Source organism: Desulfacinum hydrothermale DSM 13146 (genome assembly GCF_900176285.1).
Lineage (GTDB): Bacteria > Desulfobacterota > Syntrophobacteria > Syntrophobacterales > DSM-9756 > Desulfacinum > Desulfacinum hydrothermale.
The window spans coordinates 64,821-84,069 of the sequence record NZ_FWXF01000013.1; the positions used below are offsets into that span (position 1 = coordinate 64,821).

The window sequence follows — 19,249 nt, forward strand, 5'->3', positions numbered from 1 at the left end:
CTGGCGATAGGTCATGACAACACAGGACGAAAGCCGTCCTGACCGTGATCCGCCCTGGGGAACGTGTCCAGGTTCCCCACGAGCCGCCACCGGGGGATTTTCCTTTTCGAAAGCCTTAAGCCACAGCCCCCAGGCCCTTCTTCCGCGATTCCAGGTAGTTGGCCGCATGCATGGCCGCAGCGCTCGCTTCCGCAATGCTGTCCACAATGTCCTTCAACCCCACGGCGGCACCTGCTGCAAAAATTCCCTCTTCCACCGTGCGGGTGGGAGCCAGCTTGGGCTCGGGACCGCTGATGAAGCCGTCCGGCCCCACCGTCAGGGGACAGCGTCCCTGCGGGTTCCAGCCCGGCACCTTTCCCGAGGACAAAACCACCAGATCGTGGGACACCTGGGTCGTTCCGCCGCTCATCTGGTCTTCATAACGGACTGTCACGGACCCGTCTTCCCCCGGTTCGATCAGGGCCACCTTGGCCTTCACGAACTGGATACCCATGGCCTGGGCGTTTTGGAAAAACTGCTCGTAGCCTTTCCCGAAAGCGCGTATGTCCATGTAGTAGATCGTGATATCCGCAAGCGGCAGGGCCCCGGAAAGCAACATGGCCTGCTTGATGGCATACATGCAGCAAATGCGCGAGCAATAGGGGATCCCCATGCTCTTGTCCCGGGATCCAGCGCACTGGACGAAGGCGATGGAATCGGGTTCCATGCCGTCGGAAGGCCGCAAGACCCGGTTGTAAGGACCATGGGGCGCCAGGAGCCGCTCCATCTGCAGCCCGGTGATCACATTGGGGATGGTGCCCGATCCGTATTGCGCCTTGTCTTCAAGAGGCGTCACGGAAAAGCCCGTGGCCACCACCGCCGTGAGGGCCTCGATGATCAAGGTTTCCGGCTTTTGGTCGTAAACCACGGCCCCCGTAGGGCAGACCTTGGCGCAGGTGCCGCACAACATGCAATGGTCCGGATCCATCACCGCAATTTGCGGAACGGCGTTGGAAAAAGGGACGCAAATGGCCTTCCGGGCGGCGAAGTTTCCCTGGTCGGGATCGGGCACGTACACAGGACAATGGTATTCGCACTGGCGGCAGCCAATGCACTTGTCCTCGTCCACGTACCGGGGTTTCTTGCGGACCACGGCCCGCACACGCCCCTGCCCGTCCTTTTCCATGCTTTCCAGCTCACAGTAGGTGAGGATCGTGATCTTGGGGTGATGGGCCGCCGCCGCCATCTTGGGCGTGGTGATACAACTGGCGCAGTCCAGCGTGGGAAACACCTTGGAAAGCCGGATCATGGTCCCGCCGATGGACGCATCCCTTTCCACCACCGCGACGGAGTAATCCTGGTCGGCCAGGTCCAACGCAGCCTGTAGTCCCGCAATGCCCCCCCCCACCACCAGCGCGTCGTAGGAAAGGGTTTGATTGATTCCCATGAACTTCCTCCATTCCCGCGTGTCCACGTGCATTGGCCGATTCGGTGCCTGGGCGCTTGTCCGCAAACGTCCAGGTTTGCTCCCTGCGGACCCGTGCTGCCAGCCTGGGCTTTAAGCGGTAGGGGCGGGTTCCGAACACGCCCCTACAAGGCTCAAAAAGAGCCGCAGGGCACAGCGGAATTTCCACTAGTTAGAAACTTCCCGAAAGACTGAAAGGACATTGTCAGGCGCCCTCCTAGGCGCTTTCGGCCGCGGCCGCCGCTTCCTCGGAGGTCTTTGTTTCACTGCCCGGAGGCCCCAGCTCCCGGATGACTTCCTGCATCTGCTTGACCTCATTGACAAACGCCCGCGTGCACACGGTACAGATGGAGGTGAGGCGGAGCCTGCGGATGTCGAGCCCCCGCTGTTTCATGAGCTGGTAGACACGATCGATCCGCTTGGCCAACGCCTCGTAGGCGCCCTCGTAGGGACATTCCACACCGCAACTCATGACGATGATCCCGGAAATACCCTTGTCGAAACAGCGCAAATAGAATTCTTCCGGGAAGAGCACCGGCGCCTTGACCTTCAGGATGTACGTATTGGCCGGATAGGTGATGTGTGCCTGCCCGACGGCATCAGCCCCCGGGTAGGCACAGCTTTCGGTCGCCAAAATAAGGATCTTGCCTTCGCCTGCGGGTGCTCCCATGGCGTTTGTCCCCTTATTTTTTGCGCATGACGAAAATCCGTTCATATCCATCGGCCTCCAGGTGGCCCAGGTACTCGTGGCCCACCTTTTTGGCCCACACCGGGATGTCGTTCTTGGTGCCGGGATCGTTGGAAAGGATCTCCAACACTTCGCCCACCTTCACCTTGCCGATGGCCTTTTTGGCTTCCAAAAGGGGACCCGGACACGCGCTCCCGCGTGCATCCACTACACTGGCTGCCTGAAGGGAATTGAGATCCATAGCGGTCATGATGCGACTCCTTTCTTGTCTTCCTTGCTTTCGTCTGAGAACCGACCCACGCAGCAGGTGGATCTTTCGAACACCGCCCCCGGGGGAGGCAAAGCTCATGCCACGTTTTTGCATGAAACGCTTAACACCTGGGAGTTACAGGAATTTTAACAGAATACCCCCAGGCCTCTTTTTTACCCGCGAGCCGGCCGAGCGCAGGGGCCCGCGGGGCTCCGCGCCTCTTGGAAAGGTGCTTTTTCCTTGCATTGTTGCGACCGTACGTGATGGACCCTCACGGGAAAGAGCAAGCGCCAAGACCTGTCTCGGGGCCCAAGAACACCTGTCCACTTAATAACAGCTGTTAATTGCTTTAACGCATTTTGAACACTTTCTGGAAACAGGGGCCGCCCCCCGACGGGGCGCCGTTTCCTCCCTGGAGCGCAAAAAAGCGGGAGACGGTATCCGGGTATGGTTGGCAGGGATTTTGCTCTTGTTCGTTGGGTGTGCCCGTCTGGAAAGTCGGGACATCACGGGCCGGAAAGGATCCGGGAATCAAGTCCAGTGAACCGTTAGGATGAAGAAAGGAGCCCCATCATGAAGCTTTGTTTTGTTATTTCCATTGGATTCGAGCGTTCGGGCAGTGCCACCCGTGCCATGCAGTTCGCCAGCATCGCGGCGGAAGAAGGACACCACGTGGAGATCTTCTTGATCGACGACGCCATCCATTGGGCTCAGATCGGCATGGCGGAAGGGATTCGCTCTTCCACGGGTGAACACATGAAGGACCTTCTGGACACCCTGATCCGGCAAAAGACGCCCATTCACGTGTGCAAGGCCTGCGCGGACAAGCGCCTGGTGTCACCGGACGACCTGGTGGATGGCGCGATCATCTCCCCCGCCCCGGTGCTGGTCAAGATGATGGGGGATCCGGAATACAAGGTGCTCACCTTCTAAAAGGTTTGGGGGCATGTTTCAGCGAATCCTTGTGGCCTTCAAGTTTTCCCCGGCGGGCGCCCGGGCCCTCACGCAGGCGGCCGAGCTGGCCAAGATTCACGGGGCCCGCCTGCACATCTTTCACGCCCTCGACTACAGGCTCCTGCACCCGGCGACGCCCGATGAGCGCATCGCGGCCATGACCCGGGAAGCGGAGGAGCGCTTCAACCAGGAATACAAGAAATTCCTGGGGGGCTATCCACGGTACGCGTTCAATTGTTGGGAAGCCGACCCGTCGGTGGAGATCTGCAAGCTGGCGCTGGACATGGAGGCGGACCTGGTGGTGATCGGCTGCCACCAGGTGAGTAACCGCCCCGGCATCTCCAGGCTTGGCATGGTGGGAATGACCATCGTGCAGATGGCGCCCTGCATGGTGCTGCTGATACCCTGCCCCCGCCCCTGAGGGGGCGTTGGACGAAGCGAGGGAGAGCGGAATGGACCTCCGCCAATCGTGGAACCATCCTCAAAACGGCTATCGCCGGAACCGGGATCGTCTTGAGCGCCTTTCCCGCCTCTTGTGCGCCGGAGGTTAAGATCCCGGGTGATCCGTTTGGACGTCTTGTGCTCCTGATCTTGGGCCCGGGCGGGCGCAGGTTCGAGGAAGCGCCCCACGCGGCGAACCACCTGCCCGGACCCGACAGCCCCTTTGACCACCCCTCGGTTTTCCACACCTTCCGCCGTCCCAAACCGCCACGCATGCCGCTTAAGAGCCTGTCCGAGAACGCCCTTCCTTTCCATAAAAGACCTGCGCGGCCAAAAGAATGCGCACCCCCCGGTGTTTTCGGATGGCCTTTTCGGATAGCCTCCTTGTGAACCGCCCACGCCGGTGGCGTGGACAAGGGGGTGCCGCCTGGGCCATCTTCCCTGGCAGCCGTAGCGACACGCTGGTTTCGTTTTATGGCAACGTGCTCCACACGCCGGGGTTGGCTTTCGGGGACAAGGTTCTTTCAGTGCAGTTTGGTCCCCCCTTTCCGTCAGGGATCCTGCCCACTGAATGGGCCGGTGCTCGGTGGGCGGGACAATCCGCCAGGGCTTCGTTCCTGCGCTGTTTCGGCCGCCATGCCGCGGATGCCGGCCAGGGAAAAGCGGGTGATGTGGTCCACCAGGCGCCGCACCATGTGGGGTGAAAGCGGGGATCGCAACAAATACTCCAGATCGGCGGTCTGCATCAGATAGGGGGCTCGGCACTGGCCGATGACACTCAGATCGCACAACAGGACCCGAGGATCGTCCGGGTCGGTGTGCAGCAGGTCCGCCAGGATCCGCAAAAGCACCCGGCGGCGCGGTTCGATGAGCTCACGCCAGAGGTGGGTCACAAGCCCCGTGGGGTGAATGAGCTCCATGAGATAAAGGCGGGAAAAGGGACGATTGGCCTCGGTATCCAGTAGATTCCTGAGCAGGTCTTCCACAAAGGCCCGCAGTCTCTTTTCGGGCGGCCAATCCTCGGGGATCTGGGCCACCGAGGGCTTGGCCAGCGAAAAGGCGTGCCTCCAGGCCTCCACGTAGAGAGCGGCCTTGCCGCCGAAGTGGTAATTGACCGCCGCCACGTTGGTCCGGGCCCGGCGGCAGATGTCCGCCACCCGGGCTGCGTGGAAACCCTTTTCGGCAAAGACCCGGCAGGCGGCCTCCAGCAGTCGCCGGCGGGTCTGCATCCCATCGCGCCTTGGTTTCACAGAGGGTTCCTCCCGGGAACGGCCGCGCCGGCCCCACATTTCATTTGACAATCTAAATAAAGTGCCGTAGAGACCAAACCCAATGAGAATTTGAAACAGGCATTTAAGGTTGTCAAGGCGCATCTGCCAATGGACACGCCCAGCCGCAAAGGGAGATTTTCCATGAAGAAACGCATGGGTTCTTTCCTTCAGCCCACCGGCAACACGGAAGGGCGCCGGGGTGGCGCCTTTCAACCATGGGTCGCCTTTCTGGCCATGGGGCTTTGGGTTCTCCTGGGCCAGGCCCTTTCGGTCCCGGCCGCTCCCCCCGCCCACGGCGGAGGCCAACCGCTCCCGGTGGGGGTGGTTCCAGTGGTGGAACGGGACGTGAATCCGCCCGCGGAATACGTGGGGCACGTGGAAGCCATCCAGACGGTGGATCTGAAGGCCCGGGTGGAAGGGTTTTTACAGGAAGTGCGCTTTCAAGAAGGCGCTGCGATCCAGGAGGGAGACGTTCTCTATGTGATCGAGCAGGACCTGTACCAAGCGCGGGTTGCGGCCAGCAAGGCCCAGGTGGCCCAGGCTCGTGCGGTGCTGGAACGGGCCCAGCGCTATCTCAAGCGGCTTCAGGCGGCCCGACCGGCAAGTGTGCCGGCCACGGACATGGACACCGCGCTCACACAGGTCATGGAAGCACGCGCCAATCTGGAAGCGGCCAAGGCGCAACTGGCCATCGACCGGATCAACCTGGCCTACACGGTGATTCGAGCGCCCATCGGGGGACGCATCGGGCGCACCGCCTTCACCCGCGGCAACCTGGTGGGGCCCTCTTCAGGGACTCTGGCCACCGTGGTGCAGATGGATCCCATTCGGGTGGTCTATTCGGTCAGTGAAAACGATGCATCGGCCATCCAGGCGGCCTTGCGGGACGCCGCGTCCGAACCGGAAGGACGGCTTCTGACCCCCAGGCTGCGCCTCGGCGATGGGAGCACCTACCCCCACACCGGTCGCGTGGACTTCGTGGACAACCAGGTGGATGCGACCACGGCCACCCTCGCCGTCCGCGCCCGCTTCCCCAACCCGGAAGGCCGACTGATCCCCGGCCAGTACGTGACGGTGCTGGTCAAAAACCGTTCCTCCCGCCTCATGCCGGTGGTGCCTCAGGCGGCGGTGCTCGTCAACTCGCAGGGCCGTTACGTGCTGGTGGTGGATGACAAGAACCAGGTGGCGGCCCGCCCTGTCAGGCTGGGGCCTGCGCTGGAAACGCAATGGGCCGTGGAATCCGGGCTGAAACCGGGCGAAAGAGTGATTGTTCAGGGCATCCAGAAGGTGCGTCCGGGAATGACCGTTGTGCCCCGAGTCGTGCAGGGCAAAGGGAGGTAACGGCCATGTTTTCGCGCATCTTCATCGAGCGCCCACGCCTGGCGGCGGTGGTTTCCATCGTCATCACCCTGGGCGGGCTCATCGCCCTTTTCAACATCCCGGTGGCCCAGTATCCCCAAATCACCCCGCCCCAAATCTTTGTCCAAGCCGTCTACCCGGGAGCCAGCGCCCAGGTGCTGGCAGACACCGTGGCCGCGCCCATCGAAAAGGAAGTGAACGGGGTGGAAAACATGCTCTACATGTCCTCCACCTGTTCCGACAGCGGCGTCTATCAGCTTTCGGTGACCTTCGCCGTGGGCACCGACCCGGATATCGACCAGGTGAATTTGCAAAACCGGGTGCAGCTGGCCACCGCCAAACTGCCGCAGGAAGTGGTGGACCAGGGCATCACCGTGCGGCGCCGGTCCTCGGACATCATGGCCGTGGTGAGCTTTTACTCCCCCAAGGGATCCCGGGACATGCTCTATCTCAGCAACTACGTGAGCCGGTATGTGCAGGATGCCCTGGTGCGCCTTCCCGGCGTGAGCGATGTGTTCATCTTCGGGGAAAAGGAATACAGCCTGCGCATCTGGCTCAACCCGGACCGCATGACCGCCCTGGGGATCACGGCCGACGACGTGATCGGTGCCGTGCGACGCCAGAACATCCAGGCGGCCGTGGGATCCATCGGGCGGGAGCCCGTTCGGGCCGACCAGCAGCTCCAGTTCACCGTCCGAGCCCGGGGGCGCCTGCAATCCCCTGACGAGTTTGGAAACATTGTGATCCGAAGCAACGATCAGGGCGGCCTGGTGCGCCTGCGGGACGTGGCCCGGGTGGAACTGGCGGCCCGGGACTACTCCACCCAGTCCATCCTGAACGGTCGCCCCGCCGCCAGCATAGCGGTCTATCGCGCCACGGGGGCCAATTCCCTGGACACCATGAAAGCCGTGCGGGCCGAGCTGGAAAAGATCGCCCGGGAGATGCCCGAAGATCTGGACTACCAGATCATCCTGGACACCACCCGTTATGTGTCCGCCGCCATTCGGGAAATCCGCTTCACCCTGGTGCTCACCTTCTGCCTCGTCCTGCTGGTCAACTACATCTTTCTGCAGGACTGGCGGGCCACGCTGGTTCCCACGGCCACCATCCCGGTTTCGCTCATCGGCACCTTCGCCGTTCTCCTGGCCCTGGGCTACAGCGCCAACACCATCTCGCTCTTCGCCCTCATCATGGCCATCGGGCTGGTGGTGGACGACTCCATCGTGGTGGTGGAAAACGTCTACCGCGTCATGGCGGAGGAGGGCCTGGTCCCCAAGGAGGCCACTATCCGGAGCATGGAACAGGTGACGGGCCCCATCATCGCCACCACCCTGGTGCTTCTCGCCATCTTCGTGCCGGTGGCCTTCATGCCGGGCATTTCGGGCCAGCTCTACAAGCAATTCGCCGTGACCATCTGCACCTCGGTGCTCATTTCCACCCTGTGCGCCCTCACCCTGAGCCCGGCCCTGTGCGCCACCCTGCTTCGGCCCTACCGGGCCCCGCGCCGGGGCCCCTTCGCCTGGTTCAACCGGGCCTTGGCCGTGGCCCGCCGGGGCTACGTGGCCGGATCCGGCCTGCTCATCCGCAAGGCCTTACTGGGGCTTGTGCTCCTGGCCGCCGTTCTGGCGGGCACCGGATTGCTTTTCAAGACCCGCCCCACCAGCTTCCTGCCCAACGAAGATCAGGGCTATTTCTTCGTCAACACCCAGCTTCCGGAAGGCGCCTCCCTGGCGCGCACCAGCGCCGTCATGGAACGGATCACGGCGGAAATAAAATCCCTCGCCGGGGTCAAGGACGTGATCGGGGTGAGCGGGTTCAGTCTGCTGAGCGGTCAAGCGGCCAATGTGGGACTCGGCGTCGCCATCCTCAAGCCCTGGGACGAGAGGCAGGGCGCCGGTCTGCATGTGGACGCCATCGTAAGGCGCACCCAGGGGATCCTGGCCGCGATTCCCGAAGCCAATTCCTTTGCCTTCGCCCCACCGCCCATCTTCGGCCTGGGCCGTAGCGGGGGCTTCGATTTCCGCCTTCTGGCCAGGGAGGGCCAAAGCCCTCAGGAGCTCTTCGGCGTGGCCATGTCGCTCATGATGGCCGCCAACCAGAACCCTGTGCTCTCCCGGGTCTTCACCACCTACACGGCCAACACGCCCCAGATTTTCCTCAACGTGGACCGGACCCGCGCCGAGTACCTGAAGGTGCCCGTGAGCCGCATCTTCTCCACGCTCCAGGCCCAACTGGGGTCCAGCTACGTCAACGACTTCAACCTGTTCGACCGAACCTACCAGGTGAAGGTCCAGGCGGAATCGTCCTTCCGGGACGACATTTCGGATATCCAGCGTCTCTATGTGCGAAGCGACACGGGCCGGATGATCCCCTTGAGCAGCCTGGCGACCCTGTCCACGACCCTCAGCCCCCAGCTGGTCACGCGATACAACCTGTTTCCCAGCGCGGACTTCAACGGTCAGGCGGCTCCAGGCTACTCCTCCGGGCAGGCCATGGACGCCATGGAGCAGGTGGCGGCCAAGGTGCTTCCGCCCGGCTACGGTTTTCAATGGTCGTCCGCTTCCTACCAGGAAAAGCAGGCCTCCGGGCAGGTGGTCTGGCTCTTTGCCCTGGCCGTTGTCTTCGGCTATCTCTTCCTGGTGGGCCAGTATGAAAGCTGGAACATCCCGCTGGCCATCATCTTCTACATCCCCGTGGCGGCCTTGGGCGCCCTGGCCGGCCTGGCTCTTCTGGGCATGTCGCTGAGCATCTACGCCCAGATCGGCTTGGTGCTCCTGGTGGGCCTGGCCGCCAAAAACGCCATCCTGATCGTGGAATTCGCCCGGGACAGCCGCCAGCAAGGCCAATCCGTCCAGGAAGCCGCCTTGACGGCGGCCGCCCTGCGGTTCCGGCCCGTGCTCATGACCGCCTTCACCTTCATCCTGGGTGTGGCGCCCATGGTGATCGCCACGGGCGCCGGGGCGGGAAGCCGCCGGGCCATCGGCACCACGGTCTTTTCCGGCATGCTGGTCTGCACGGTACTCGGCATCTTCCTCATTCCTTTCCTCTTTTACGCCTTCCAGACGGTACGGGAGAAAGGCCATGCGTGGCGGCGGAGCAAGGAGCAAGGAAGCAAAGGTTAAAGGATCCATGACGATGCAAAGGCCCTGGAAACACGATGGGAACCGACGCCCAATGGCCCACACGGCGGCCCTGCTGCTCGTGGCGGTCGTCCTGGTGGGTTGTGCCACGGTGGGCCCCGACTACAGTCCTCCCGCCATGAAGGCGCCTCCCACCTGGCAGGCCGACGGCGGGGATCGCTGGAACGAGAGCCCCCCGCCCCCCCAAAGCCTGGCCCGGTGGTGGGACACCCTGGGCGATCCGGTGCTGACCCGCCTGGTGCAGGAGGCCCTGAGCGGCAACCTGGATCTCAAGAGCGCTGAGGCGAGGATTCGGGAAGCCAGAGCCCTTCGCGGGATCCAGCGGGCGTCCCTCTTTCCTTCCGTGGATGGGTCCGCAACGGCCCTTCGACAGCGCACCAGCCAAAACGGCACCGCCGGAAGCGGGGTGGAAACGGACTTTTATCAGGCGGGATTCGACGCCGGCTGGGAACTGGATCTTTTCGGAGGCAACCGACGAGCCCTGGAAGCGGCCCAGGCGGATTGGGAGGCGGCACAGGCCTTTCGCAACGAGGTGCAGGCGAGCCTGGCCGCCGAGGTGGCCCGAAACTACGTGGAGCTGCGAACCTACCAGGAACGATTGGCCCTGGCGCGGACCAACATTGGGATTCAAAAAGCCACCTATGAGCTGAATCTTTCCCGGTTCCAGGCCGGTCTGATCGATGAGCTGCCTCTCCAGCAGTCGCTCTACAACCTGGAACACACCCGCTCTCAGGTGCCCACGTTGCAAGCGGGCCTCCAAGCCTCCAAGAACCGACTGGCCGTGCTCCTGGGAAAAGCCCCGGGCAAACTGGATTCCCTTCTGTCACAACGCGCGCCCATCCCGGCGGCGCCTCCCTCGCTGGCCGTGGGAATCCCCGCCGAAGCCCTCCGACGCCGCCCCGACGTGCGCCGCGCAGAACGGGAACTGGCTGCGGCCACGGCCCGGGTCGGGGAAGCGACCGCGGATCTTTATCCCAAGCTTCGGCTGGTGGGAACCATCGGCCTGGAATCTCTTTTGAGCGGGAACCTGCTGGAATGGGCCAGCCGATTCTGGAGCGTGGGGCCGGCCGCGGCCTGGAAGATCTTCGACGCGGGAGCCATCCGAAAGACCATCCAGGTTCGCAACGCGCAGCAGGAACAGGCCCTTTTGAACTACGAGGCCACGGTGCTGAAGGCCCTGGAGGAGGTGGAAAACGCCCTGACCACCTACGCCAAGGAAGAGCAACGGCTGGAACGCCTGGAAAAAGCGGTGGAAGCGGCCCGAAAAGCGGAAGCGGCCGCCCGGGACCGCTACCAGGCGGGACTCGTGGATTTTACCGATGTGCTGGACACCCAGCGCACGCTCCAGTCCTTTCAGGACGAGATGGCCCAGAGTCGCGGGGCGGCGATCACCAACCTCATCCGGCTCTACAAGGCCCTGGGCGGAGGATGGACGCCGGAACCGGCCCCGAGCGGCGAAGAGGCTGTCCGAAAATAACACACCGGCTCCACAGGCCGGGAAATCTCCCTTGCCTTCGTTCCCGCGGGGCCCCGCCGGGCGGTTTTCCAAACGTTTCCGACCATCCTCCCCACCTAGATGGATCCAGGCTTCGCGCTTGATCGTCAGGCGCGGCCCGGCTCACGAGCCTTCGTTGACCTGGGCAAGGACTTCCCAGACCCTTTGCACCTCGGGTGCCAGGTGCCATTCTTCCGGGCGGGTGACGTAATCTTCCGCCCCCCGGGCGAAGCGATAGAAGTGGACCGTGCAGCCCCGGTATTCTTCGTTGTCGCCGTTCCAGCGCACAAAGTTTCCGGGAAAGATCCCTGCGATCTTCCAGCCTCCCTTGAGGCACCACCGCTGGGTGATGTCATGCCAGGTTTCGCAGAAGGTGGTGAAATATTCCGCCCCGGTGCCCGCGGCAATCTTTCGCGCGAATCGGCGGACCTCGTCCGTGAGCCTCCTTTGACGAAAGCCGGGGAGCGTGGCCACAAAGGAAAACTCCACCTGAAGATTTCGTTCGAACTTGGTGAGCACCGAGCTGGACAAAACCTGGCCGGTTTCCACCTCTTCCAGCACCACCATGCAATAGACCTTGGAACGCCCATCCTCTTCCCACCGGTCCCACAGGGCCACCCACCGTTCGTACTGGTCCGGATCCAGTAAGAATTCATGGGGGGATCCGTAGAGCTCCGGGTATCCCAGACGCCAGAGCCGTGCGGCGGCTTCGATGAGGTCCCGGCGCAGAAGCCCAACGCGGTATTTCCCCTCTTCCAACAAAACGGGGTCCTGCCTGGGCCAGATGATCTTTTTTTCGGTCACGGGACGCATCCGGCAGGTGGTCCCCATCTTTCGGTAAGGACGACTCTCTTCCATGGAAATGCCCATGAGCCCTCCTTTCTTTGGCTTGGGATCCTCGATCGGTGGCCCCGTCACCAGCTCATGCGGGCGTCCACCACCGTGTAGGTGTCGTCGTGGCAGATGACCGGGTTGCAGTCCAGCTCCCCGATGGAAAAACGGTCCATGAGATGAGAGACGGTGACGATGAGGCGCGCGAGCGCATCTTTATTCACCGGGGGTGAGCCCCGGAGGCCGTCCAAGACGGCCGCCCCCTGGATCTGCTCCATCATCTCCCGAGCGTCCGCTTCGGTGGCGGGAGCCAAGCGAAACGCCACATCCTTGAGGGCTTCCACCCAGATACCGCCCAGGCCGAACATGACCACCGGGCCGGCCTGGGGATCCCGGATCCCGCCCACGATGACCTCCGTTCCCGCCGGCACCATGGGCTGCACGCACACCCCTTCCACCCGGGCATGGGGCGCCTGGCGGGCCACGGTTTCCATCATGCGCCGGTAGGCCCGGCGAAGCGCCTCCTCATCCGGAATGTGAAGCGCCACGCCACCCACGTCGCTTTTGTGGACAATGTCTTCCGAAGCGATTTTCAGCGCCACCGGATAACCAATCTCACGGGCGGCAAAAACCGCCGCGTCCTCGCCGGTAGCCAAAACGGTGGGGGCGGTTCGGATGCCGGCCCCTTCCAGGATGCGCTTCGCCTGGTGCTCCAAAAGGTGTGCCTGGCCCGAGGCTCGAAGGTTCTCCACCAGATCCGAAAGCTCCTGCGGAAAGTGGGGCGGAGGCGCGGGATCTTTCGGGCGCTCTTGGAGCCGAGACACCCGATAGAGGTTGGCCAGAGCCACGGCGGCCCGTTCCGCCGTGGGATAGGCCGCTACCCCGGCCCGCATCCAGGCGCCGAATTCCTCATGGGCATCGGCGGGCGCTCCCCAGGCCACCACGGCGGGCTTTCCGGACCGCGCCGCCACCTGGCCGAATCTCTCCGTTGGAAAGGCATCCACGTTGGGGTCTCCCAGGCCCGACATGCACACGGCCAGCGCCGCATCCACCCCGGGATCCTCTGCCAGAAGATCCAACACATCCACATAAAGGCAGCGATCCAGGTACCCGAAGGTGGTGAGGTCCACCGGATTGTTCGGCGGCATGAAGGACGCCAGAACCCCCTTGGAAACCAACGCCTCCTTGGTGGCCTCACTGAGATCCGCCAGGACCAGGCCGCTTCGGGCCAGGATGTCCGAGGCCAGGACGGCGGGCCCGGCCGTGTGGGTGATCACGCCCACCCGGTTGCCCCGAGGTGGAGGGCTGAGGGACAGGACCCTGGCCGTATCCACCAGTTCTTCAATGGTACGCACCTGCACCAGGCCCGCCTGGCGGAAGGCGGCTTCATAAACCGCCTGGGCCCCGGCCATGCTCCCCGTGTGGGAGCGGGCCACCTTGCGACCTGCCTCCGTGTACCCCGCTCCCAGAACCACCACCGGTTTGACGGCCGCACACCGTCTGGCGGCATCAAAGAAACACCGCACATCGTCCAGCCCCTCGATGAAAAGGGCCACCACGGCCGTGTGGGGATCCTGGGCGCAGAAATTGAGGATGTCGGCAAATTCCACGTTGGCCCGGTTGCCCAGACACACCAGGGTGCCCAGGGGGAGATCATCTTGAACAAACCGGATGGCACCGAAGCCCGCCACCCCTCCGCTTTGGCTGACCAGCGTGATGGCCCCGGGTTCCGTGAATAGATCCGACAAGACGGGCATGAATGTGGCGTTCATGCGGCTCTGGGCCCTGAAAAACCCCAGGGTGTTGGGCCCGATGATTTTCACCCCCGCCTCGTCGGCCATGGCCCTGAGCCTCTGCTGATCGCGGCGTCCCTCCTCCCCCGCTTCCCGGAATCCGGCCGTAAAGATGACGACTCCCCGGCATCCCTTGGCCACGGCCGCTTGAAAGGTCTTCAGGACGTGCTGCTGGGGAACGGCGAAAAGAAAGAGATCCACGGCATCGTCCGGGATGGCCTCGATGGACGGATAGGCCGTCCGGCCCAGAATCTCCTGCGCTCCTCCCGCATGGACCGGGTAGACCTTGTCCACGCGGGAAGCCAAGGCCGAACGGAGCACAAAGTTTCCCACCTTGCCGCCGTGGGTGGAAGCCCCCACCACCGCCACCGATCTCGGGGAAAACATGGCAAAAAAAGCATCAAGACCTTCGCCGTTGTTCTTTTGCATCCTGTCCCTCCTGGTCTCGGAGCATGCACCCAATAGGATCTTGGGGCAAAACCCGCCTGGATGACGACCCAACGAACGCCCTTTGCACCGCACCGCGATGTCCGGAACCACCCGGCGGATGTGAAAACGACGGCCGCATGCGGCGTTACCGGAAGATCCGCAGCCGACGGGCCAATCGGCGATCCTTCCACCTGGTGGCTTGAAGGCCCCACGGCATGGGATTTCCCCTCTATCGGTCATTCACACGGTTTTTGACGATGTGTGGGCCCAGATGGTCCTGGAGATGTGGCCACGCCCCCAACAACAAGCGCCTTGGGATGGAACAGGGAATCCACGGCAGAGTTCACACTCCCTGCCCGAGAAGCCATACCTTGACGGAAGGACGCGGCTCATGGGAAGGTCCAGCCCGGCACATCACGCCTTGGGGCGCAGCAATCGAAAGGTGGCCATACCGGCGGCCGCCAAGGTGTGGTCTTCCAAGTGCACTTCGATGTAGCTTGTGGCCACACTGGCGCCGGAACGGAGCACCGTGCCCGTGGCCAGCACCGTTTCGCGTATGGGTTCCAGAAAATTGATCTTGAGCTCGATGGTGGGCGCCACCCAGCCGGGGGGCACCGTGGTGAGCACCGCCAGCCCTCCTGCGGCATCGGCCACCGCGGTGACGAATCCTCCTTGAAGCATGCCGAGAGAGTTACAAAACTCGGGACGAAACGGAAGCTCCAGGCACGCACGCCCTTGGCTTAGATCCACCAACCGAGCCCCGATGGATTGCAAAGCCGGAACCTTTTCCACCCGTTGCCAGATATGTTCCAGATCCAATGCCGCCACCTCCATGTTCGCCCATCCAGTCGCTCACAAGTCACGTCCTCCAGCGCGGAGCAGGTTGCGCCCCAAGGCCCGGCACATGGCCACGGTCAGTGCGTCTTCCAGGACACCCTTTCGCCAGCGAAAGCGCTCCCCGTCCAATCCCTCAAAGAGGGTTCCCAGGATCGCCGAATTGTAGATGGGACGGCCGGGCTCCCGGGGTTCCACGATCCGAAAACCGTGGGAAAGAAGAAAGCGCTCCAGGATCATCTGGGTCAGCTCCTGGCCTCCGTTTCTCAGGCCCGCGTGGGTGAGGGCCGCCCCCAGCTTCCCCTCCAGAAGGTTTTTCCGCATGTGGAGCCAGCGGGTTCTGTCCATGAAAACCTTCAGCCGGCCCGTGACATTACCGAAATAGACCGGGGATCCGATGATCACCGCATCGGCCCCTTGCATCTTTTCCGCCAAAACCTGCATGTCGTCATCCTGGATGGAGCATCGGGGTTCCCGCAGGCACCTATGGCAGGAAAGGCAGTATTCGATGCGCCAGTCCACAAGTTCCACCAGCTCCGTTTGGGCCCCGCCCGCGGCCGCCTCTTCCAGGACGAGCCCAAGCAAGACGGCTGTGTTCTTCCCCTTGCGATGGCTTCCATTGATGGCCAAGATCTTCATGCGCCCCTCCGTTGTTCCGTGCACACGAATAGGAAACGTGATGAAAAGCGCGCTTCGTCGCCCGTTGTGGCGCCCGCCTCTCGGGAATCGGGATCGGCCCGGTTTCAATGGTCGTCCCGGAGGCGATCCAGAAAGGCCCGGAAAGCTTGCCATTCCTCAGGGCTGAACTTCTCCATGAAAAGGCCGTTCACCTCTTCGTAGACGGCGCAAAGAGACTCTTGGTGCCGCCATGCCTTGGCCGTGAGAAAGACCCTCAATGATCGTCGGTCCGCCGGATCCGAGCGCCGTTCCACCCAGCCGTCTCGTTCCAATCGGTCCAGAAGGCCCGTCACGGTGGGCCGGTCCAGTCGGGTCTTTTGGGAAAGGCGGCTGGGAGGCGCCCCGTCTTCTTCATAGAGGGCGATCAGCATGAAAAATTGGGCCTGGGTGAGGCCGTGGGGAGCGATGCGATCCCGGTAGGTCCGGGAAAGGGAACGGGATAGGCAAGCAAGCTGAAAGCAAAGGCAGTCTTCAAACCGCATGGCCCGATCCTTGGCTTGGGGCACCGCTTCCCCTTTTGCTAGCACAACATCTATTAGCATGCACACTATTTTTGTGCTTGACCCGCATGTCCTGGCGGGATAGGGTGCCTTCAAGTAAGAATCGTTTTCCATAAAGAATGCCTTTAACCCAAGGACGCCTCCCGTGGACCCCAAGGCCCAGGCACGGCTCCAGCAGATGGTCGAAAAGCTCAAGGCCCAAAGATTCCGCATCACCCCCCAGCGCCTGGCGGTCCTGGAAATCCTCGTGGAATCCGACTCCCATCCCAGCGTGGAAACCGTTTACGCTCAGGTTCGAAAGCGCTTCCCCACCACGAGCCTTGCCACGGTCTACAAGACGGTGACCCTGCTCAAGGAGATGAACGAAGTCCTGGAACTGGGATTCCACAACACCGCCAACCGCTACGACGCGCTCAAGCCCTACCCGCATCCCCACGTGATCTGTACCCAGTGCGGAAAGATCCTGGACCCACCGCTGGAGGGAGCCCACGGACTGGCCCAAGAGATGAGCCGCAAAACGGGTTTCTTGATTTCTTCGCATCGCCTCGATTTCTACGGAATCTGTCCGGACTGCCAGCGCCGGGGGTGAAAGGCGGCGGGGGCCAAAAATTTTTGGCCTGATAAGGAAAATGATTCTTTTTTAGGAGCACATGTCTAACCGAACCAGGAGGAATTCCATGAGTGCCCAACCCAAACCCACCGGCAAAGGACCCAAGTCCCTCAAGGATTGGTGGCCCCACCAACTGAATCTCAAGATCCTGCACCAGAATGCGCCCGAAGCCAACCCCATGGGAAAGGACTTCAACTATGCCCGAGAGTTTCTATCCCTGGACCTGGAGGCCGTAAAAAAGGATCTGCGCGATCTCATGAGCAGCTCCCAGGACTGGTGGCCCGCCGATTTCGGCCATTACGGCGGCCTCTTCATCCGCATGGCCTGGCACAGCGCGGGGACCTACCGGATCGGAGACGGTCGCGGCGGGGCCGGGTCCGCCCAGCAGCGCTTCGCTCCTCTCAACAGCTGGCCGGACAACGTGAACCTGGACAAGGCCCGGCGCCTCCTTTGGCCCATCAAGAAAAAATACGGCCGCAAGATCTCCTGGGCCGATCTCATGATTTTGGCCGGCAATGTGGCCCTGGAATCCATGGGCTTCAAGGCCCTGGGCTTCGCCGGGGGACGCGAAGACTGGTTTGAGCCCGATGAGAGCGTCTATTGGGGCACGGAAGGCCAGTGGCTGGAAGACCAGCGCCACGACGCCCAGGACGGCCTGGAAAACCCCCTGGCGGCCGTCCAGATGGGACTCATCTACGTGAACCCCGAAGGCCCGGGCGGCAACCCGGACCCGGTGGCGGCGGCCAAGGACATCCGGGAGACCTTCGCCCGCATGGGGATGAACGACGAGGAGACGGTGGCCCTGATCGCAGGCGGTCACTCCTTCGGCAAATGCCATGGAGCGGGGCCGGCGTCCCACCTGGGCCCGGAACCGGAAGCGGCCCCCATCGAGCAACAGGGGCTGGGCTGGAAGAGCAACTTCCGGTCCGGCAAAGGACCGGACACCATCACCAGTGGCCTGGAGGTGACCTGGACCGTCACGCCCACCCAATGGAGCAACAATTTCTTTTACAATCTGTTTCACTACGAGTGGGAATTGACCGAAAGCCCGGCGGGAGCCAAGCAATGGGTGGCCAAGGACGCCCCGGAGGTGGTCCCCGATGCCCACGATCCCAACCGAAAGCATCGGCCCACCATGTTGACCACGGATCTTTCTCTGCGCTTCGACCCTGTCTACGAAAAGATCTCGAGACGCTTCCTGGAGCACCCGGATGCATTCGCCGACGCCTTCGCCCGCGCCTGGTTCAAGCTGGTCCATCGGGACATGGGGCCCCGCTCCCGCTATCTGGGACCGGACGTTCCCGCCCAAGAGTTCATCTGGCAGGACCCCCTCCCGGCGGTGGATCATGCGCTCGTGGACGAGGCGGACATAGCCGCCCTCAAGGCGAAGATCCTGGCCTCGGGCCTATCCATTTCCCAGCTTGTCTACACCGCCTGGTCGTCGGCGGCCACCTTCCGCGGGTCCGACAAGAGAGGCGGTGCCAACGGCGCCCGCATCCGCCTGGCCCCGCAAAGAGACTGGGATGTGAACATGCCCGAGCAGCTTTCCAAGGTGTTGGGGATCCTGGAAGGCATTCAAAAGGAGTTCCATGCCGGCGTAAGCGGAGGTAAGAAGGTGTCGCTGGCCGATCTCATCGTCCTGGGTGGCTGCGCCGCAGTGGAACAGGCGGCTCGAAACGCGGGCTTCGAGGTGACCGTTCCCTTCGCCCCCGGGCGCACAGACGCCCTCCAGGAACAGACCGATGTGGACTCTTTCGCGGTGCTGGAACCGATCTACGACGGGTTCCGAAACTACCTGAAGGAGCCCTACAGCGTCCCGGCCGAACACCTGCTGGTGGACAAGGCCCAACTGCTCACCCTGACCGCACCGGAGATGACGGTTCTGGTGGGCGGCATGCGGGTCTTGAACGCCAATTACAAGCAGTCGCCCCACGGCGTCTTCACCCATCGCCCCCAGGTTCTCACCAACGATTTCTTCGTGAACCTTTTGGACATGGGAACCGAATGGCATCCCACCTCCGAAGACGCCCACCTGTTCGAAGGCCGCAGCCGGAAGACGGGCGCGCTCCAGTGGACGGCCACCCGGGTGGACCTCATCTTCGGCCACAACGCCCAGCTCCGGGCCATCGCAGAGGTCTACGGCAGCGACGACGGTCAGGAAAAGTTCATCCACGACTTCATCGCCGCCTGGAACAAGGTGATGGAACTGGACCGATTCGACTTGCGCCTGGGCGTTTGAAAAGCCTGTGAGGCGCCGAAACGCCACTGGGAATCCGGGGCGAAGGTTCCTTCGCACCGGATTCCCGGGATCCTTGATGCCGGAGCGGCCCTGCACCGGCCCCATCCTCCCTTTTCGCGTCCCCACCCAAATGCCTCGAGCGGCCACGATCCGGATGGCCAACGGTCTTCACCGACCGACAAGGAAACACCCGACGCGGATCCCCCCGTCCCGTGGGATCACCAGAGCGCGACGGACGCCGCCCATTTTGGCCGCAGACCTCGCCCTTGACTCCAATGACATCTTGCTGTACG

At 62.9% G+C, this 19,249-nt stretch carries 16 protein-coding genes; 7 read left to right on the forward strand and 9 right to left on the reverse strand.

Annotation, left to right across the window (positions count from 1 at the left end; all coding sequences use genetic code 11):
- Positions 1 to 115: 115 nt before the first annotated feature.
- The 3 genes from B9A12_RS11680 to B9A12_RS11690 form a co-directional block, all read right to left on the reverse strand.
- Positions 116 to 1,426: a CoB--CoM heterodisulfide reductase iron-sulfur subunit A family protein gene (locus B9A12_RS11680; protein ID WP_084058079.1), complete on the reverse strand. Its 1,311-nt coding sequence runs from the start codon at positions 1,424 to 1,426 to the stop codon at positions 116 to 118.
- A gap of 235 nt (positions 1,427 to 1,661) precedes the next feature.
- Positions 1,662 to 2,114 (reverse strand): hydrogenase iron-sulfur subunit, encoded by a 453-nt coding sequence (locus tag B9A12_RS11685; RefSeq protein WP_084058080.1) that lies wholly within the window; start codon positions 2,112 to 2,114, stop codon positions 1,662 to 1,664.
- 13 nt (positions 2,115 to 2,127) lie between these two features.
- Positions 2,128 to 2,382: a sulfurtransferase TusA family protein gene (locus B9A12_RS11690; protein ID WP_084058081.1), complete on the reverse strand. Its 255-nt coding sequence runs from the start codon at positions 2,380 to 2,382 to the stop codon at positions 2,128 to 2,130.
- A gap of 573 nt (positions 2,383 to 2,955) precedes the next feature.
- On the opposite strand from B9A12_RS11690, the gene B9A12_RS11695 reads away from it, so the two are divergent.
- Together B9A12_RS11695 and B9A12_RS11700 are read left to right on the forward strand one after the other, a co-directional pair.
- Positions 2,956 to 3,315: a DsrE family protein gene (locus tag B9A12_RS11695; RefSeq protein ID WP_084058082.1), complete on the forward strand. Its 360-nt coding sequence runs from the start codon at positions 2,956 to 2,958 to the stop codon at positions 3,313 to 3,315.
- A 13-nt stretch (positions 3,316 to 3,328) separates the two neighbouring features.
- The gene (locus tag B9A12_RS11700) at positions 3,329 to 3,757 is read left to right on the forward strand and encodes a universal stress protein (RefSeq protein ID WP_084058083.1); all 429 of its coding nucleotides are present in this window, start codon (positions 3,329 to 3,331) and stop codon (positions 3,755 to 3,757) included.
- Positions 3,758 to 4,328: 571 nt separating this feature from the next.
- Here B9A12_RS11700 and B9A12_RS11705 read toward each other — a convergent pair.
- On the reverse strand, positions 4,329 to 5,027 hold the full coding sequence (locus tag B9A12_RS11705) for a TetR/AcrR family transcriptional regulator (protein WP_170920561.1): 699 nt from the start codon (positions 5,025 to 5,027) through the stop codon (positions 4,329 to 4,331).
- A gap of 162 nt (positions 5,028 to 5,189) precedes the next feature.
- Here B9A12_RS11705 and B9A12_RS11710 point away from each other — a divergent pair, with 162 nt between their 5' ends.
- From B9A12_RS11710 to B9A12_RS11720, 3 genes are read left to right on the forward strand one after another with little or no spacing between them, the layout of a single operon-like run.
- Positions 5,190 to 6,389 (forward strand): efflux RND transporter periplasmic adaptor subunit, encoded by a 1,200-nt coding sequence (locus B9A12_RS11710; RefSeq protein ID WP_170920562.1) that lies wholly within the window; start codon positions 5,190 to 5,192, stop codon positions 6,387 to 6,389.
- Between the two features lie 5 nt (positions 6,390 to 6,394).
- A complete protein-coding gene (locus tag B9A12_RS11715; RefSeq protein WP_084058086.1) occupies positions 6,395 to 9,529 on the forward strand; it encodes an efflux RND transporter permease subunit in 3,135 nt (1,044 codons plus the stop codon).
- A gap of 7 nt (positions 9,530 to 9,536) precedes the next feature.
- The gene (locus B9A12_RS11720) at positions 9,537 to 11,024 is read left to right on the forward strand and encodes an efflux transporter outer membrane subunit (protein ID WP_212636919.1); all 1,488 of its coding nucleotides are present in this window, start codon (positions 9,537 to 9,539) and stop codon (positions 11,022 to 11,024) included.
- 141 nt (positions 11,025 to 11,165) lie between these two features.
- On the opposite strand, the gene B9A12_RS11725 is transcribed toward B9A12_RS11720, so the two are convergent.
- From B9A12_RS11725 to B9A12_RS17015, 5 genes are all read right to left on the reverse strand, one after another.
- A complete protein-coding gene (locus B9A12_RS11725) occupies positions 11,166 to 11,912 on the reverse strand; it encodes a hypothetical protein (protein WP_084058088.1) in 747 nt (248 codons plus the stop codon).
- 44 nt (positions 11,913 to 11,956) lie between these two features.
- A complete protein-coding gene (locus B9A12_RS11730; protein WP_170920563.1) occupies positions 11,957 to 14,095 on the reverse strand; it encodes an acetate--CoA ligase family protein in 2,139 nt (712 codons plus the stop codon).
- Positions 14,096 to 14,509: 414 nt separating this feature from the next.
- Positions 14,510 to 14,929 carry a PaaI family thioesterase gene (locus B9A12_RS11735; RefSeq protein WP_084058090.1) on the reverse strand — a complete coding sequence of 140 codons (420 nt, stop codon included), beginning with the start codon at positions 14,927 to 14,929 and terminating at the stop codon, positions 14,510 to 14,512.
- Between the two features lie 18 nt (positions 14,930 to 14,947).
- A complete protein-coding gene (locus B9A12_RS11740; protein ID WP_084058091.1) occupies positions 14,948 to 15,568 on the reverse strand; it encodes a flavodoxin family protein in 621 nt (206 codons plus the stop codon).
- Between the two features lie 104 nt (positions 15,569 to 15,672).
- The gene (locus B9A12_RS17015) at positions 15,673 to 16,089 is read right to left on the reverse strand and encodes a MarR family winged helix-turn-helix transcriptional regulator (protein WP_170920564.1); all 417 of its coding nucleotides are present in this window, start codon (positions 16,087 to 16,089) and stop codon (positions 15,673 to 15,675) included.
- Positions 16,090 to 16,252: 163 nt separating this feature from the next.
- Here B9A12_RS17015 and B9A12_RS11750 point away from each other — a divergent pair, with 163 nt between their 5' ends.
- Positions 16,253 to 16,696 (forward strand): Fur family transcriptional regulator, encoded by a 444-nt coding sequence (locus tag B9A12_RS11750; RefSeq protein ID WP_245802435.1) that lies wholly within the window; start codon positions 16,253 to 16,255, stop codon positions 16,694 to 16,696.
- Between the two features lie 88 nt (positions 16,697 to 16,784).
- A complete protein-coding gene (gene katG / locus B9A12_RS11755) occupies positions 16,785 to 18,956 on the forward strand; it encodes a catalase/peroxidase HPI (RefSeq protein WP_084058092.1) in 2,172 nt (723 codons plus the stop codon).
- Positions 18,957 to 19,249 lie beyond the last annotated feature (293 nt).